Annotated in this window: 8 protein-coding genes; all 8 read right to left on the bottom strand. The window is 65.4% G+C overall.

The window, feature by feature from the left end; translation table 11 throughout:
- Positions 1-17: 17 nt before the first annotated feature.
- The 8 genes from DIE22_RS08455 to DIE22_RS08420 all read right to left on the bottom strand — a co-directional run bounded on the left by DIE22_RS08455 (position 18) and on the right by DIE22_RS08420 (position 17,910).
- Positions 18-7,577 (bottom strand): type I polyketide synthase, encoded by a 7,560-nt coding sequence (locus DIE22_RS08455; RefSeq protein ID WP_124604859.1) that lies wholly within the window; start codon positions 7,575-7,577, stop codon positions 18-20.
- Positions 7,574-9,109, bottom strand: coding sequence for an LTA synthase family protein (locus DIE22_RS08450; RefSeq protein WP_124498285.1), 1,536 nt, complete (start codon positions 9,107-9,109; stop codon positions 7,574-7,576). Before DIE22_RS08450 ends, DIE22_RS08455 begins: the two co-directional genes overlap by 4 nt.
- A 1-nt stretch (position 9,110) precedes the next feature.
- Positions 9,111-9,896, bottom strand: a complete 786-nt coding sequence (locus DIE22_RS08445; protein ID WP_124498284.1) for an SDR family oxidoreductase — start codon at positions 9,894-9,896, stop codon at positions 9,111-9,113.
- Complete coding sequence (locus tag DIE22_RS08440; RefSeq protein WP_124498283.1) at positions 9,883-11,106, bottom strand: capsule biosynthesis protein; 1,224 nt, start codon at positions 11,104-11,106, stop codon at positions 9,883-9,885. The genes DIE22_RS08445 and DIE22_RS08440 overlap by 14 nt, the downstream gene beginning before the upstream one ends.
- A 229-nt stretch (positions 11,107-11,335) precedes the next feature.
- Positions 11,336-13,540, bottom strand: a complete 2,205-nt coding sequence (locus DIE22_RS08435) for a capsular polysaccharide biosynthesis protein (protein ID WP_124604858.1) — start codon at positions 13,538-13,540, stop codon at positions 11,336-11,338.
- On the bottom strand, positions 13,537-14,337 hold the full coding sequence (locus DIE22_RS08430) for an SGNH/GDSL hydrolase family protein (protein ID WP_260426631.1): 801 nt from the start codon (positions 14,335-14,337) through the stop codon (positions 13,537-13,539). The genes DIE22_RS08435 and DIE22_RS08430 overlap by 4 nt, the downstream gene beginning before the upstream one ends.
- The gene (locus DIE22_RS08425) at positions 14,334-15,341 is read right to left on the bottom strand and encodes a glycosyltransferase (protein ID WP_260426630.1); all 1,008 of its coding nucleotides are present in this window, start codon (positions 15,339-15,341) and stop codon (positions 14,334-14,336) included. Before DIE22_RS08425 ends, DIE22_RS08430 begins: the two co-directional genes overlap by 4 nt.
- A 40-nt stretch (positions 15,342-15,381) precedes the next feature.
- A complete protein-coding gene (locus DIE22_RS08420) occupies positions 15,382-17,910 on the bottom strand; it encodes a DUF6270 domain-containing protein (RefSeq protein ID WP_124604856.1) in 2,529 nt (842 codons plus the stop codon).
- Positions 17,911-17,924 lie beyond the last annotated feature (14 nt).

The following is a 17,924-nucleotide window of genomic DNA, read 5'->3' as shown; positions in this document are numbered from 1 at the left end:
TTCGCTCCCTGGCTCGTTCAATTTGAACCCCGCTCGAGCCGGGCCCGCGCTTCATCACCCAGTGCATGCCGCGCGACCAGCGCTTGCGCCAGCTCGTCCGCTGCCGTGACCGGGTCGTCGCCGTTCCGCGTATCGAGCAACTCGACGATCCGCTCGGCCAGCGTATGCACCGTCGCGCCTTCCGCGATCGCCATGATCGACAGCTTGACGCCGAAAGCCTCCTCGACGGCCATGCCGAGCTCCATGCCCATCAGCGAATCCATCCCGAGATCGAGGACTGACCGACCGGCATCGACGCGCTCCGGCGACATGTGCAGAATCCGCGCGATCTGGCCGCGCAGTGCCGTCTCGACGAGTGCCACGGCGTCGGCAGGCGGCAACGCACGCAATTGCTCCAGCAACACGCGGTCCTCGCTCGACGTCTCGAGCGCGCCGCCCGCCTGCAACGCCGCGTAACGCCGCGCGTGTGCGGCCGGCATGCCGCGCGAGATGGCGCCCCAGTCGAGACGTACGACGGCTTCGCCGGCGCCCCCTTGCGCAAGCGCGCGTTCGAGCGCGGCCATCGCCTCGTTCGAGGTGATCGACGCACCGCCGATACGCGACTGCAGCGCCTCGCGTGTGCCGGCGTTGCGCGCCAGGAAACCGACGTCCTCGATCGGCCCCCATGCCATGAACATGGCCGGCTGGCCGGCCGCGCGGCGATGCGCGACCAGCGCCTCGAGGAAACCGTTGGCGGCGACATACGCACCCTGCCCCGGGTTGCCGAGACAGGTCGTCGCCGACGAGTACATGACGAAGAAATCGAGCGCGCAACGCTGCGTCGCGCGATGCAGGTTCCATGCGCCCGCCACCTTCGGTTCGAGCACGGCCGCGAAACGCGCGTCGTCGACGTTGCGCAGCAGTCCGTCGTCGATCCGCATCGCCGAATGCAGCACACCCTTGAGCGGCATCCCGCGACGCTCGATCTCGCCGATGAGGCCGTCGAGCGCCCTGCCGTCGGTTACGTCGCATCGCGCGACCGACACGTCGGCGCCGAGCGCGTCGCGCCAGCGATCGGCTTCCGCCTGCATCGCGGCACCCAGTACGCCGCCGCGGCTCGCGAGCGTCAGGTGCCGCGCGCCGCGCTCGATCATCCAGCGTGCGGTCGCGAATCCCAGCCCGCCCGTGCCGCCAACGATCAGGTACGCGGCATGCGGGTCGAGCCGCAGCGTCGGCAAGGAAACGCCACGCGCCGGTACCGGCGTGCCGGACGGATAGGTGACCAGCACCTTGCCGATCTGGCGCGCCTGCTGCATGTAGCGGAACGCTTCCTCCGCACGCGCAGCCGGGAACGCGCGGTATGGCAACGGATGCAGCACGCCGTCCGAGAACAGCCCCATCACTTCCTCGAACAATCGTGTCGTCAGCGACGGCAGCACGCCCATCAGTTGATCTGCATCGATGCCGAAATAGCTGATGTTGTTGCGGAACGGCCGCAGGCCGATCCGGCTGTTCTCGTAGAAATCGCGCTTGCCGAGTTCGAGGAAGCGGCCGAACGGACGCAGCGTATCGATGCTGCGCACCATCGCTTCGCCGGCGAGCGAGTTGAGCACGATGTCGACGCCTGCGCCGTTCGTGCGCGCGAGAATCTCGTCGGCGAACGCAAGGCTGCGCGAATCGAACACGCGATCGACACCGAGCAGGCGAATGAACTCGCGCTTTTCGTCGCTGCCGGCAGTGGCGAAGACTTCCGCGCCAAGATGCCGCGCGATCTGGATCGCCGCGATGCCGACCCCGCCCGCGCCGCCGTGTATCAGCACGCGCTCGCCGCGTCGCAGCCGCGCCAGTTCGCACAGTGCGTAGTACGCGGTGAAGAACGTCGTCGGGACGGTGGCAGCCTCCTCGAACGACATCGCGTCGGGCTTGCGTGCGATCGCGGTTGCGCGCGTGACCACGCGCTTCGCGAACGAGGCCGGCGCGAAACCCAGCACCGCGTCGCCCGGTGCAAAGCCGTCGACGTCCGGGCCGACCCGGGCGACCCGCCCCGACATTTCCATGCCGATCGTCGCGCCCGCGAAGCCCGTTTCGACGGCCTCGTCGGACAGCAGTCCCATCGCGTACATCACGTCGCGGAAATTGAGCCCCGTCGCCATCGGCTCGATCTCGATTTCGCCAGCACCGAGAGCGCGTGCCGGCATCGCGAACCATTCGAGGTTACGCAACGACCCCGGCATGTCGAATGCGAGCCGCGCGCCCGGATGGTCCGATGCGCTTGGCGTGCCGTCACGCTGCGCCGCCTGCGCGGCCGGCAGCATGCGCGGTACGTAGCGACCCTGCGGCGCAAGCAGCACTTCTTCCTCGCCATCGTCGTCCACGAGCGCCATCGCAAGCTGCAGTGCCGGTTGTTCGACGGCCTGATCGACGTCGACCAAACGAATCGGCAGCGCCGGATATTCGTTCGCAATCACACGGCCGAGGCCCCACAACGTTCCATGCTCCGGATGTAACGATGCACCGGTCGCGAACGGCGCACCGCCGCGCGTCACGATGCACAGCCGCCCGCGCTCCGTGGCACCGGCCGCATCGAGGTCGCGCACGAGCGATGCCAGCGCGAGCGCGCCGCCTTGCTGCGCGCGCATCACGGCCGCACCGTCGGCCGTGTCCAGCGATGCAAGCGGCGCAACGAACACGACATGCGCCGGATGCCCGGCCGGCTGGCGCGCCGACCATGCCGCGGCGTCACGCACCGATGCCGATTCGACGCGGCACCCCAGCCGCCCGAGTTCACCCGCCACCGCGATGCCGAACGCGTCATCATCGTCCTGCACGATCAGCCAGCGCGCACCGTCACGCTCCGCCATGCGACGCGCTCGATCATCGTCCCGCGATGCGACTGCCGTTTGCGCGCCGGCAGCCGGCTTGCGCGCGACGACGAACGTCGGCACGCCTTCGAGATCGAGGCCTTGCTCGGTATCGCGCACCACATCGACCAGTCCGGCGCGTTCGCACATCGAAACGATCGCGGCGGGCGCCAGCGCGCCGTACGCGCCGGCGGCACCTTCGCCACCCGCCGTGCCGAACACGATGTCGGAGAAGCGGCTGCGTCGCGCATCGGCGATGACGACGAGCCCGCCCGGCGCGAGCCGTTCGGCGATCGCCGTCAGCGCGGCGAGCGAATCCGGGTGGTCGCCCAGCATCCGGTTGACGATCACGACGTCGAACGGCGTCGTATCGCGACATCGCGCGAACAGCGGCGCGTCGGTCGCGAACGTCAGCGTCTGCACCTGGGCGTGCGCTTCCGTATCGAATCCCGCGAGCTGCTGCTGCGTGCCCGCCAGCACGTATTCGCAGCGGCCGGCCGGCACGTCCACGTCGAGCGGTTGCAGCACGTCGCCATTCGCGGTGCCGATCTCGAGTACACGCAAGCGACGTGTGCCCGGCCACATTGCGACAGCCTGCGTCACGCAAGCGGCGAGCAGCGCGCGTGCATGTGCCCACGTCGGTGACGCATCGAAGAACTGCTCGACCAGACTGCGCCCTGTCGACGACAGCAGCCCGCCCGCGGGCACCGCGTCGCGCAGCACGCGCGGCAGCGCCGCACCGGCGTGCGCCAGCAACGTCAGTTCCGCGACATGGGCGGGCGATGCGGCCAACACGTCGCGCCACAGCGCGTCACGCGCGGGCATCGCCGCGCAGGCTTCGGCATCGCGAACCAGACGATCGCCTTCGAGGCGCGCCAGCCCGTCCTCGACGACGATCTCCGTCAGTCGCGCGATCTGTTGCGGATGCATGTCCGTCGGCAGCGCCGGCTGCGCGAATGCGCCAAGCGCATCCAGCGCTTCGAGCGCGTGCAGACCGGCAAGCACGTCGAGCAGCGGCAGCAATTCTGTCAGATGCTGCGTGCGGCGCGCGAGGTCCTCGCGCGCCGCGACATGCGCGTTCGCACGCTCGACGAGCGCGCCCGGCTGTGGCAGCGCGGCTGCCGTGTAGCCGGCCGGCAGCGGCCTCGCTTCGAGCACGTAGACAAAGCGCGCCGGCGCGCCGTGACGGCGCCCCGCGAGATCGACGCGACGGAAGCGGCACGCGGAAAGACGCGCAACGATCTGGCCGTGCGCATCGATGAATTCGAACGATGCGACGACCGAATGCGGGCTGCGACGGTGAATGCGCGCCAGCACGCGACGAACCGATTCGCCGCTCAGGAAATCGACGCGGCCGATCTGGACCGGAACGAACGCCGCATGCGCATCGCCCGGCGCGGCGCCGGCCCGCCCCAGCACCGCGAACAGCGGATGGAAGCCGCTGTCCATCAGCGCGGGATGCAGCAGATAGTCCGACCGCGCACGCGTGCCGGCAAGGACCGACGGTACCTCGAGCTCGGCCAGCGCGTCGTCGCCCGACACGCACAGCGACCGCACCCACCGGAACGCCGGTCCGTAACTCAGACCGATCGCCGTCGTGCCCGCATACAGTGTGTCGCCGGACAGTGCCGGACGAGACTGCAGGTGGGCGATGATCGACGCATCCGGCGTGCTGTCCGCGTCGAGCGTATTGCCGCTTTCGAGCAGGCGCCCCGTCACGTTCAGATTCCATGGGCCTTCCGACATCCGGTCACGCGTCTCGATCCTAAACGACGCGGTGCGCACGTCGATCGCGAACCGGAACAGCTTCGCGTGCTGCGGCTGGAACACGACCGGCATGCGAATCTCGACATTCTCGATGGCCACATCCGATGTGCCGAAGAACGTGCGCGCCGCCGCGAGCGCCATTTCGACGTAACCGGCGCCCGGAAACGCGACGCCGCCGTCGACGACGTGATCGGCGAGCATCGGCACGCGCTGCGGATCGAGCTGGTTCTCCCAGGCGAACGCATGCTCGTGCAGGCGATAGCCGAGCAGCGGATGATCGACGCGCCGGTTCACGAGCCCGTACCCTTCGACGCTCGGCACGAGCCAGTAACGCTCGCGCTGCCACGGATAGGTCGGCAGCGCGGCATGCGGCGCATCGGGAACGAGTCGATCGAGATCGACGCGCGCGCCTTGCGCCACCGCTGACAGGATCGCATGGGCGAGCATTTCCGCACTATCGTGCTGACGCTTGAGCGTCGGCACGACGACACCCGGTGCGTTGCGCGACGCAAGCGTCTGCTTCACGTAGGTGCGCAGGATCGAGTGCGGCGCGATCTCGACGAACATGCGCACACGATCGTCCGACAGGCGGGCAATTGCGTCGCCGAAACGGACCGGCTCGCGGATGTTGCGCCACCAGTAACCCGCATCGAGCGCGGTACCCGGCAGCGTGTCGCCGGTCACCGTCGACACGAATCGTGTCTGCGTATCGCGCGGCGCGAGATCGGCCAGCCCGTCGCGCACGACCGGTTCGATCGCATCCATGCGGCTGCTGTGGAACGCATAATCGAGGTCGAGCATCTGGTAGAAATGGCCGGCGCCCGTCAGCGCCGTACCGATCGCCTCGAGCGCGACTTGCGAGCCCGCGAGCGTCACCGCGTCGGGGCTGTTGGTGCCCGCGATTTCAATGACAGCCGCGAGATCGAGACGCGCGATCCAGTCGCGCGCCACGGCTTCGCCAATGCCGGCCGCCGCCATCCTGCCCGCGCCGCGCGTCAGGCCCTGTGCGCCGCTGCGGATCCGGATCACGCGCACGGCCTCGGCGAGCGTGAGCGCGCCCGACGCCCAGGCCGCGGCGATCTCGCCGACACTGTGGCCGACCGCTGCATCGAAGCGGATACCGCGCGCGGTCAGTACGCGGGTGATGCCAACCTGCATGGCGAACAACAGCGGTTGCGCGTTCTCGGTCGCGGCGAGCCAAGCGGCGTCGACACCTTCGCACATGACTTCGATGAGCGATGCGTTGCCGTCCGCCCGCCAGAGCACATCGACTTCGTCGAGTGCCGCGCGAAACACGGCATCCTCGGCATAGAGCCGCTTGCCCATCCCGGCCCATTGACAGCCGTTGCCCGCGTAGACGAAGGCGACGGGCGCGTCGCCTTCAACGGCCAGCCCTTGCACGGCGCACGCCGGCAAACCGTGCTCGGACGGCTCGGCAAGTGCCGTGAGTGCTGCAAGCCCCTCTGCCCGATCGGCCGGTGCGACGACCGCGCGATGCTCGAGCCACTGGCGGCGCCGTGCGGCGGCCGCCGCGAGCGCGGTCCAATCGGCGCCCGACTGCAGGCGCGCGAGATGACGCGCGGCAACGGCTTCCAGCGCGGCCGGCGAGCGTGCGGTCAGGACCAGCGGCGGCAGCGGTGCATCGATCCGTGCCGCCGATTGCGCGGCGGGCGCCGCTGCCACCGCTTCGGTGATGACGACGTGTGCGTTCGTGCCACCGAAGCCGAACGAATTGATGCCGATCGTCAGCGGTGCATCACCGCGCTCGAGCGGCGTGAACCGATCGACCACGCGCAAGCGGCCGCCTTCGAAATCGATGCCCGGATTCGGCGTGTCGAAATGCAGCGAACGCGGCACCGCGCGGTGCTTCAGGCACAGCACCGCCTTCAACAGGCCCGCCATGCCCGATGCCGTTTCCAGGTGGCCGATATTGGTCTTGACCGACCCGATCAGGAGCGGATCGGACCCGGGCCTGCCGCCCGATACCGCGTCGATCAACGCACGTGCCTCGATCGGATCGCCGACCGCGGTGCCCGTGCCATGCGCCTCGAGATACGCCAGCGTGCGCGGGTCCACGCCTGCGCGTCGATACACGGTGCGCAGCAGGTCTGCCTGCGTCGCCGCCGCCGGCACGTTGATGCCGCCATGCGAATGGCCGTCCGAATTTACGCCCGATCCGGCGATGACCGCGTGGATCGTGTCGCCGTCAGCCAGCGCCTGGTCGAGCGGCTTGAGCAGCACGAACGCGCCGCCTTCGGCGCGCACGTAGCCGTCGCCCGTCGCGTCGAACGCGCGGCAGCGGCCGCGCGGCGACAGCATCGACGCCTTCGAGAAACTGACGAACCCAAACGGGTGCAGCAGCAGGTTCACGCCACCGGCCAGCGCCATCGCGGTCTCGCCCGACTGCAGCGCCCGGACCGCCTGATGCAGCGCAACGAGCGACGACGAACATGCGGTGTCGACCGACATGCTCGGGCCGCGCAAGTCGAACAGGTAGGACACGCGGTTCGAGGCAATGCTGAGCGTGTTGCCGGTTGCCGAATACGGATCGATCGTGTTCATGTCGTCCATATTGCGGTTGCCGTAATCCATGCCCGCCACACCGACGAACACACCGCAGTCGCGTCCGCGCATCGCGGCAGGACGCACGCCGGCGTCTTCGAACGCCTCCCATGCGAGCTCGAGCAGCAACCGTTGCTGCGGATCCATTTGCGCCGCCTCGCGCGGCGAGATGCCGAAGAATTCGGCGTCGAAGCCCGCGACGTCGTCGACGACGCCCGCTGCGAACGTATAGCTCTTTCCCGGCTCCCGTTTCGACGGGTGCTGGTAGAACGCCGTGCCGAAACGGTCCGGCGGAATGGCCGTTACGGCATCGCGTTCGTCGCGGAGCAGTTGCCAGAAGTCATCGGGACTCTCGACTCCACCGGGGAACCGGCACGCCATCCCGATGATCGCTATTTGCTTGTTCATGCTCTTTCTGCTTTGGCCAGCGCATCGCGATCACGCGCGCGCGACTCATTCGAATGGGTAACGGCCGACGTCAGCATTCGGCCCAGTTCTTCTGCCCGGATATCCTGTGCGCTGCCATCGGCGCTCGCATCATTCTTCCAGACGAAATAATCGCTGCGATCGGGTAGGACACCGAGCTGGTCAAACACACACCGCAAGGCCGGTACGTGATCACCGTAGAAGCAGACGATCGTCTCGCGGTCGCTTTGCCTCAGATGGTCGAGCAGTCGCTCGATCATCCGGTTCGCGTTATCCAGGTGGCGCAGGTAGGCAGTCAGGTCGTGCCATGCGTCGTCGTCGCCGAGCGAATGGTAGCGGGCTGCTTCGCCAGCGGCCACCGCCTCCAGATGAAGCGGCCCATGGTTCTCCATCGTCATCGCGAAGATGAACGCGGGGTGCTCGCGAGGTGCGTCCAGCACGTCGATGATCGCGTCGGCGACGGCTGCGTCCGCCACATACTGGCCGACGCGCGGACGACCGTCGAAGCTGCGGATGTCCATGAATGCATCGAAGTGCATCAGCGGAAACACGCGATCGCGCCCGAAGAAATCCGCGTGGTACGGATGCACCGCAAGCGTCCTGTAGCCGCCGCGCCGGAACCACCCGGCAAGCGACGGGCACACCTTGCGCAGAAAGGCATACGGATAGAAGCGCGCGTATCCGAGGCGATCGGCCGCCATACCCGTGAGGACGGCAAACTCCGTACGCATCGTATTCGCGCCCCATGCAGGAACGGTCAGCTTGCCGTGCGCGATTGCTTCGCGGCGCGCACGATCGAACGCGGACAGCAGTGACGGCGCCACCGCGGACGTCGCCCGCCGGATATCGAAGAACGACTCGCTCTGAATCACGATAACGTCAGGCCTGCGCGACGGCGAGCCGGACGCGAACTGGCTCATGGCGACCGCTGCGTCGAACATCTTCAGCGTGGCAGGCCGCAGGCCATTGAGCAAATACGCGACGAACACCGCGAAGAAGCCCAGTCGATGCTGATCCGCCGCCGCTTCGAGCGTCAACGGCAAGCGTGCCGCCACTCGCGCCCCGATCAGCAGACAGACGAGCGCGGCGGCGGCGGCGACTGCGCGCGGCGGCGCATCCGCATGGTCGAGCAGGCAGCCTGCGACGAGCAGCGCGACACCGGCCGCAATCGCGACGACCTTGCCGACGCTCAGGAACGGCAGATAGAGACGCGGATGGGCAAACAACTGGCTGAACAGGCTGAGATCGGTGAAGACGAATGGTTCGCGCAGCGATTCGAACTTCGCGTTGCTGATGACGGCCACCAGCGCGACCAGCGCCGCCGCGATGCCGGCGGAAAACACCGGCCGCGCCGTGACGGCCAGCACGCATGCTCCCACGAACGACACGGCCAGCGCATGCAGAAGCACGGCACGCAAGGGCCTGCGCAACGGCGCACGCGGTACCGCAACGGCATCGAGGCCGAACGACGCGGCCAATGCCATCGCAAAGACGAGTACCAGCGTGCCGGACATGCTAGCGGCCCTCGCGCGGCAGGTACGACAGCTTGCCGAGAATCGCATCGGCGAACAGCGCCGGCAACAGCGTCAACAGCCGCATCCCGAGCGCGAGCGTGCCCGGAAACGCGATTTCCGCCCGGCCCGCGTGCAGTCTGCGGCGAATATGCCGCGCGGCGCGATCGGCCGACCACATGAACGGCTTGTCGCCGGGAAAGACGTCGCTCATCGCGGTCTTCACGAATCCGGGCAATACGATCGACATCCGGATGCCGTCGCGTGCCAGCAGCGGCCGCACGGAATCGCCATAGGCCTTGACCGCCGCCTTGCTCGCGCAGTACGCGGGCGAAATCGCCATTCCGCGCAACGCCGCGAGCGAACTGACCATTGCAACGTGACCCCGACGACGCCCGCGCATGCGAGCGATCACCGGCAGCACCGCGTGCAGCGCACCGTACAGATTCGTATCGACCACGACGGTCGTGCGCTCGAGTTCCTCCCAGTCGTCGGCATGCGCGAGCGTACTCGCAACGCCCGCGTTCGCAATCAGCAAATCGATCGGATGCGCGTCGTCGAACGCATCCAGCCACGCGCGCAGCGCTTCGGCATCGCACACGTCGACACGACCGCGTTCGACCGTCGCGCCACGCGCGCGGCAGGCCGCCGCCACCTCGTCGAGGCGCGTGGCGTCGCGGCCGATCAACCCGACAACGACGCCGGGCCCGGCATAGGCCAGCGCCAGCGCGCGCCCGAGTCCGGCCGTCGCGCCGGTGATCACGACATGACGTGGTTCAGGCGAACGCATGACTGACCTCCACCTGGGTTGCCTCCAGTCGTCGCACGGCGCCTTCCACGGCCATGTCGATGCCGGTATCCGTATAGAAGTCCCCGTTGATCTGCGTGTGATGAATCACATAATCCAGAAAGGCGTGGAACAGGCCTTCGTCGGGCCGCTCGGCATGCGCCCAGAAGCTGTCGAGTCCGCCCTGCCAAGTCAGTCCCGGCATGTCGTAGATCGCCACGCCCAATGCGATCAGCGGGCAATGGTGGTAAAGCGCCGACATCCCGGTGGTACTGTTGACCAGCACCACGCCGCGCGTGTGGTCGAGCAGCGTCGGCAGATGGCCGGCGTCGATGAACGCCACGCGATCGGTGATCCCGAGTGCGCGCGCCAGCTGCCGGATGTGGCCGCGATAATCGAACACGCCCGTATCCAGTGGATGGTTCTTGACAAGCAGGTCGTGCCCGCCGGGTGCGTGCTGCGCGAATGATTGCAATACGGCGTCGATCGATGCGCGCACGCTGCCGAATGGCGAATGATGGACGATCTGCGCGTCCGCATTGACCTGGAGCGGAAACAGATAATAGGGTCGGCCGGCAAGCAGGCGCTGCGTCACGCGCTCGGACTCGCGATCGAATATCGGTTGTTTCAACGCGCGCGTCGCCAGTCCCGCGTATTCGACAAAGCCGTTGCGCGGACGATGGCTGCGATAATTCGGAAAACGGGACCGATACAGTGTATTGGCCGCACGATAGCGCATGTCGTGATATGCACGGACGGCCAGTCGATATCCGGTGGCGTGTCCCAGATCGCGCGGAGGCGTTACGCTGCGCTGATCCAGATACCACGCCGGATCGCGCGGCAGCAATGAACGGCCATTGACGCCATGACGCTCGAGTGTCAGCCAGTGCGGACGCACGTACCCTTCCTCGAATACCTGCACGGCGACACCCTGATCGCGGGCGACAGGATGCACGGGCCGGTGAATGGCCCGGCAGTCGCCGAACAGGATCACATCCGTCACATCGCCGGTTCGCAGCGTTGTCGCATACCACGCGGCAAGCTCGTCCGGATGCGCGGTGTAATCGTTCGCAGCACCATTTCCGGAATAGACCAGGTCTCCTCCACAGAAATTAATCCTGCGAATGCAATGGCCGCGACTCCGCAACGCAGCAGCCAATCGGCTAAAGAACGGCGATGCCGTGCCCTGCAGAATCAGAAAAGAGCGTCGCATTATTAATATGATTTATCATTTTTCAATATTTTTACGCACACACACGAAATGAACGCCGAATGCGCCGGCAGTTAAACCACCACCCCTACCCCGATTTTTTGGCCCCGGATTTATAGGTGAACGATTGTATCGTTTTACGAGATAACGATACAACCTCGGCTGTCCGAAAAACGCTATAGCAGAATTGCGTTACCGGACGCCGTCAGCACCATTTCCCTTTGACCGCCGGCTAAAGCTTCGCGAGCCAGCGCTGCAGCGACATGTAAAGCTTTTTGCGCGCCGAAATCCGGTATTCCGAGTAAGTCGTCAGCGCCCACATCTTGACTTTCCCGGACTGCTGCTTCAGCCGATTGCGCTTCAGCTTGCCCTGCCCCGTCGACTGACGCTGCGCGTGCAGCAATGTGATTGCGTGTCGCGCGTCGATCACGGCGCGGGAAACCGGATGCACATAACGCGGATAGCGCAGCAGCGTCCCGGCAATCAGCTCGTCAAGCGTCAGCCGGCGGCGGCGGCGCGACCACACCGGATGGGTATCCGGCCGATCGCCGGCGATCGGCATGTGCCCGGCGCCTGGCGATGCGCTCGCGAAGATGTCGTGCGTGAGCCCCCAGCCTGCATAAAACGGCGCACCGTAGCAGACGACCCGCTTGCCGCGCAGCAGCGCCTCGAAGCCGGTCAACGACGTCATCGTATGCACTTCGTCGGCCTGCTCGACGCAGGCGATCACGTCGGATTCAGGCGCCACGGCATCAGCAAGCCTGTGCGCTTCATGCAGCGGAACCGCGCCCGCGCGATTACCGCTGACGACGTCGGGATGCGGCTTGAAGACGATGAACGCATCGGGATGGGCGGCCCGCACGCTCGACAGCAAACCGAGATTCGTGGAGATCCACGGCGAGCCGGTCCGGATCGATGCATCATCCTCGACCTGCCCGGGGACCAGAATCACGTTCGCCGGACGGGGCGACGGCAACACGACGCCGCCGTTGCCGACGTTGTACTTGCCGATGCGCGCGTCGACCAGTGCCGCGCGCACGGTGCGGGCCTCTGCGAGTTCCGCATCGTCGAAGCCGCCTCGCTCGAGGATTGCCTCCAGCCGGGACGGCGTGCGCGGATCGAAATAGATGCCGAGATCGTCGATCACGAGCGAAAGCGGTGCGATCAGGTTCGAGCCGAGACCGACGGAGCGGATGAACCCGTCCTCCATGCGAAGCACGGGCAAACCCAGTTCCTGCGCGACGACAGCGACATCGGGACGGCGGGCGCCCCATAGCACGACGCGACGCGACGCATCAGGCGGCAGACGCCGCAACGCCGCCGGCGAGTCGACGAAACGCACGCGCGCGCCGCCGTGCCGCAGAAACGGTGCGACCACGCTGCGCTTCCACAGGCTCAGCCCGACGCACACGAGCTCGCCTCTCGTCACTTCGTTCAGCCGGCGTTGCTTCGCGAGATGGGCGATCACGTTGAAGATCGTGCCGCGGCTGCCGGTTTCAGGATCGAGGTAGCGGCAATAGCGCAGGTATGCCGCGGCGAACAGCTGGTGCAGCGTCGCGCTGCCGCGACGAGCGGCAACGATCGGTGCGTCCGCATGGCGGTCGTCGGTGAGCCCCCATCCGGCGTACCACGGCAAGCCGAATGTCACGACCGGCTTGCCGCATAGCAGCGCCTCGAAGCCCATCTGCGACGAAACCGCGTAGACCTTGCCGACCCGCTTCAGCAGCGAAGGCGGACTCACGTCCGCCGGTAGCAGACGCACGCGCGAATCGCTGAATGCAGCGTCGACGAGATAGCCGGCCTTCTTGCCGCACGTCACGTCGGGATGCGTCTTGATCCAGACCGGCTTGTCCGGGTTTTCGGCGAGCGCAGCGGCCAGCATCGCGCGAAACGAGGATTCGTCGGCGCCGCCGAGACGGACGGCGACGTCGCCGCGGGTCTGGTCGATGACCAGAATCGCGTCGTCGCGCCAGGCAGCGGGAGGAACGAAGTCGGGCGCGTGGTTGTATTTGGACAGGCCGTGGCGGACGATCAGGGACATCGCGCGATCGGCCTCGCTGCGCAATGCATCGGCACGGTCGCCAGCCAGCCCGGCGACGTCCTTCACGAGCATCTCGAGACGGGACGGCCGGCTGGCGTCGTAGTAGATACCGAGATCGTCGATGACGATCGACAGGGCGGCATCGCCGAGCACGCCGAGCGAGACGGAGCGGAGGAAGCCGTCTTCGATACGCAGTACGTCCACGCCGGCACGCAGGCCCCACGCCTGGGCGCGCCGGCCACTGTCACGCAGTCCCCAGCCGAGAACACCGGCAATGCCGGATCGCTGCCATGGGAAACCGCACGAAACGATACCGTCGAGCCATGGCGTGGTGCCGCACCATGCCCACAGGCCAACACTTTGAATCGGAACGATCCAGCGTGGCGCACGACTCATGATTCCGCCCCGCCGCGCACGCTGTCGCGCGTCACGGAACGTTCGACCCCCGCGAGCGGCATCGCAAACAGCACCTGCAACTGTTGTACGAGGCAACGCGCATACGGCGGGCGCGCATAGTGGTGATCGAACCGGCGGGGATGGCACCAGGATCGCTTGACCAAGCCATCGCCGCCAAGCGCGTGCGGACTTGAATCGAGGTACGGGACACCGTGCGCACGACAGAATTCTTCAATACGAGTATTGAATTCACGCGCCAGTCCGGTCCGCTCGTGCTGGGTTGCCGATACCTGTTGACGGACAGCAGCCGTCTCGTCACGCGGCGCCGCTTGGTCCGCCAGCGTCGGCAAGGGCGCGCTGAGCACGGCGACCCGGTGGGCCGCCGCCACTTCGGCAATGAACTCGCAATAGTTGCGAACCGCCTCGTCAAGCAATACGGGAATCGGACACGATCGGAATTCCACCAGTTTCCACAGCGAATAGGCGGTATCGACCTCTCCGAGATTGAGCAGCACCCAATCGTGCCGTGAAGACGCGAGCCGGTTCGTGAAACGTAGTAATGCGGACGTCGTCGAATGACGGTTATCGATGCCGATTGCCGTTGCGCCCGGAACGTATTCGATGTCGAACTGCACGTTCGGCAATCGCAATGCGAACCAGGCGTGCTCGAACACGCGAACGTGAGAATCCCCAAGGACCAGTATGCGCCGCGGCGGCCGCTCGCATACAAGCGCCGCACATCGCCGCCACACGCGCAACAGCACACGGTCACGCACGCGTTGCATGATCGTACTCACTGCCCCAGCACCTCGGCAATCTGGCGGAGGCGATGCTGCCATGTATGGTGCTTCGCCACGTATTCCGCACCCGCTCGTGCGCGCTCAAGATCACGGTTGGACGGGCCGCTGCGCAGGCGCGCGAATAGCTCGCGCGCCTCGTCGCCGCTGCGCACGACATGACAGAAGTCCGAGAACATCGCATCGACCGACCTCGCCGGCGTTGTTACGGCAATTCCGCCGCAACCGACAATCTCGACCAGTCGCCGCGAGAACATGGTCGGCGAGTCCTCGACCGTATTCACGTTCAAGGACACGACGTAGTCGCGATACATCTGGGCCGTTTGTTCATGACGGAGTGCATGCTGGACATCCAGGCCGTCAAGCGCCGGAAAGCGATAATGCGACGCCTTGCGGCCCGAATTGCGGTCGACGACAGTCAGACCCAGGCCAGTCCCGCATGCCGCACCGAACAACGTGTCCTGCCACGCACGGCGCCGCGCGTGGTTCTCGCTGCTGTAGCTGCCGACGAAGTTCGCACGACGGAATTTAAAGTTGAAGCCGGTAAAGCCATGCGTCCTGGGCTGGATTGCGAACATCAAGGTGTGCACCGATGCCTGCGCGCCCATCACTGCCTTGTAGCGCGGCACGGCATTGGCGTCGACCGTAAACACGTGATCGAACAGCTTCGCACTGTCCACGAAGCGATCGAAGTGAACCGAATCCTCCTTGTTCCAGAACACCGTCGGAATACCACGATGCCTCGCGGCTTCGACTAGCCGGATCAACGCATGATTCGTCCGTTCCGGGTGTTCAGGATAGGCGGCGATCTTGTATTTCCATCGATCACGAACCCCTGACCAGGCCGACTCGACCAGTAAATAGTCCGGGCGCGAAAACGCCCACCGCCAGCGAAATCCACGGGGAGACAATGGAACGATGCGACTATCGAAAACGAGGCTCGACGATGTCAGGCCGTCCGCGACCAGAGCGATAGTCGGATGCTTGCGGATACTCAAGGGCACTCCCGACGGCCGGCCTTCGGCGAAGCGGTTCCATGCCGCATCACGCCACCTTCTCCAGCACGAGCACGCCGTCGAACAGATTTGCCGCATTTTCCTCGATACTCAAATAGGCGAGTGCACGCAAATTTCCTCCACGGAATCCCACCGAGAATCCGTCATCCGGGATCGGGTTACCTTTGAAACGTTTGGCTAAATATTGCGCGACGTCCGGATGACTGCCTTCGGCCGCGCGGCTCGGAAACGGCACCAGAAAGCAAGCGCCCACCGGATGGGTTTCCGTGCTTTCGACCAATCCAACGGAACAGAACCTCGCAAAGTCGCCCTCGGCCGGATACGCCACGTCGACCCACGGTCTACCAAGGAGAGAATCAAGCTTTGCCGGCAGCGATTCCCGCGGCACCGCTTCCCGCACGAACGCCCACTTCTTCAGCTTGACCCGCGGCTTCTGGCTTTCACGCGGGACGGTCGGAGCCGGGTCCGGGTCCGAGTCCCGCTCGTCCTCTCGCTCTGTCTCGATATACGAAATCGCGTCCAGCGTACTGTCGTACGCGATGAAGCGCTGCGATCGAAATCCGACGCTGCGCTTGAACAGGTTGATTCCCATCCCGTCATCCACGACGTACAGATAGTTGATCGCCTTGACCCACGAATACTTCTCGATCAACTGCTTCACGACGTGAAATACATTCAGGTTCATTACCCCGTTCTTCACGTGCTCCTTGTGGCACAGGATGTGGTTGATCTGTGCGAGTTCTCCGAACATGAAGAGCGTAATGTATGAAACCAAACGCCCTTCGTGCACGATGCCGAAGAATCGTTCCGTGTGATATTCGCAGCCGGCTGCGCTCGGGTTCAGCACGTAAATCGGCGGATTCGAATAGTAGTACTCGGGAATCGGCCGCCCCTGGCGCATCGGATCCGACGTGCGGATCTCGTAAATGTCCTGTTCGAAGCCTGCAGGGCCACCTTCATGGAACCGGTATCCGAGGCGATTCGCCTTTTGAATCATGTTCCGGGACTTGTCGCCGATCGACCGCAGATACGCTTCGACCGTATCGGGAATCGTCAGAAATGCGGGGCGGGCCTTCTGGAGGCTGGCAGGCATCAATTCCCCGCTCGCGGCCTCGACAAATACCGGCTCCCGGCCAAAACGCTTGACGTCGTGCCTTGATGCGAATGCGTCCATTGACGTGAACCATTTGTCGCAATGGACAATACATTCCGGGCCACAACGGTGTCTTTTGAGCAGCAGGTTCGCGCGGATCGCCGGCTCGCGCGTGATGGTGACCGCCTGGCTGCCATCCTTGCGTTTCGCGATCAGTGCCGGACTATCGAGTACTGCTCCGCCGGATTCGAAGCTGACTTCCGAGAGGATGACGGGGCCATCGAAGTTCCAGGTCAGCACCTTGAGCGATGTGATCCGGCCGTCGACTGCGATCTCCGTCGTCAGCCGCTCTTCGCGCATGTCGCTCTTGAGATACCGAAAGTAGCCGACCCACGACTTCATGTACCCCATCGCATGCATGTCGGCATCGACAAGATCATTGCCAGCGACGACGAGCAGCAGGTTGCGGTTGCCCGACAGGTCACCGTTGACGATCGCGCTCAGGCGGATGCGCGTCGCCGCCGTCGCGCGTACTGAAACCTCGAGCCCTTGCATCGCCTTCTGCAACGTCACACGGTCGCTGTGCCAAGCCGTCGGCGGCGTCGTGTCTTCCTCGCGGAACCGGCTTCCGGCCAGCCGCAGCTTGTCCCGGACATACCTTACGAAACCCACGCTGCTCCCCTGCTTGTCAGAAGTTTCCGCGGCACCCGCCCCGGTCCGCGCCACATACCGATCGAGGCGATCGAGCAAGTGGGTGTAATACCCACCTACATAGTGAAACGGACTCTTTCCCCATTGATGGTCGATTGCGCCGACGAGCAATGTCGACTCGAAATGCAGGAATTGTCCCTCGGCGAGGTCCTCGCGCATCCGCGCATATTGCCTCGACAGGAACGCGTTCGCCTGCGCAACGTCGTCGTGCGAGTACGCCGGCGAGAAATCGGTGCCGTCGGAGCAGGCCGAGCTCCAGTACACCTCGTTCACGATCAGTGCGTCGAGCCGCCCCTTTGCGCTCAACGACGCGACCAGCTGGCGCCAGCCGTTCTCCCACCGCTCGAAGAACGCATCCGTGAACGGCTTGATCACCGTGCCGCGACGCACCCCGACGTCGAATCCCGACGACAGCAGTTCACCCGATACGGTACAGCTCGCACCGAGCTCATCAACGAACACACTGAATCGTTCGTCGATCAGGTCCATCAGCAAAAAATCGAATCCTCCAGTGGCGAGTACCGCCACCAATCCGTGCTCGACGTCCGATTGAACCATCCGGCGCTGAAACGGCGATGCGATCGCGTCAAAGTCGACGTTCTCGACCACCCCCGACGAAAATGCGGTCGCGAGCGAACTGCGCGCGAGATAGCCCGCGAGCTCATATTGCTCCGCTTGCGTAAATCGATCGGTAAAGGCGTCTCGGCTCACGCAACTTCCATGAATCAGAAGCTTCGGTTTACTGCGCGCCATCCATTTTTCCTCGT

This window comes from Burkholderia sp. Bp9142 (assembly GCF_003853415.1).
In the GTDB taxonomy this organism is placed as follows: domain Bacteria; phylum Pseudomonadota; class Gammaproteobacteria; order Burkholderiales; family Burkholderiaceae; genus Burkholderia.
This window is presented reverse-complemented; position numbering and strand designations above follow the sequence as displayed.

Coding starts and splice junctions, on each gene's coding strand:
- DIE22_RS08450 (WP_124498285.1), bottom strand. CDS start 9,109: ATGTCCGGCACGCTGGTACTCGTCTTTGCGATGGCATTGGCCGCGTCG.
- DIE22_RS08420 (WP_124604856.1), bottom strand. CDS start 17,910: ATGGCGCGCAGTAAACCGAAGCTTCTGATTCATGGAAGTTGCGTGAGC.
- DIE22_RS08445 (WP_124498284.1), bottom strand. CDS start 9,896: ATGCGTTCGCCTGAACCACGTCATGTCGTGATCACCGGCGCGACGGCC.
- DIE22_RS08435 (WP_124604858.1), bottom strand. CDS start 13,540: ATGAGTCGTGCGCCACGCTGGATCGTTCCGATTCAAAGTGTTGGCCTG.
- DIE22_RS08455 (WP_124604859.1), bottom strand. CDS start 7,577: ATGAACAAGCAAATAGCGATCATCGGGATGGCGTGCCGGTTCCCCGGT.
- DIE22_RS08440 (WP_124498283.1), bottom strand. CDS start 11,106: ATGCGACGCTCTTTTCTGATTCTGCAGGGCACGGCATCGCCGTTCTTT.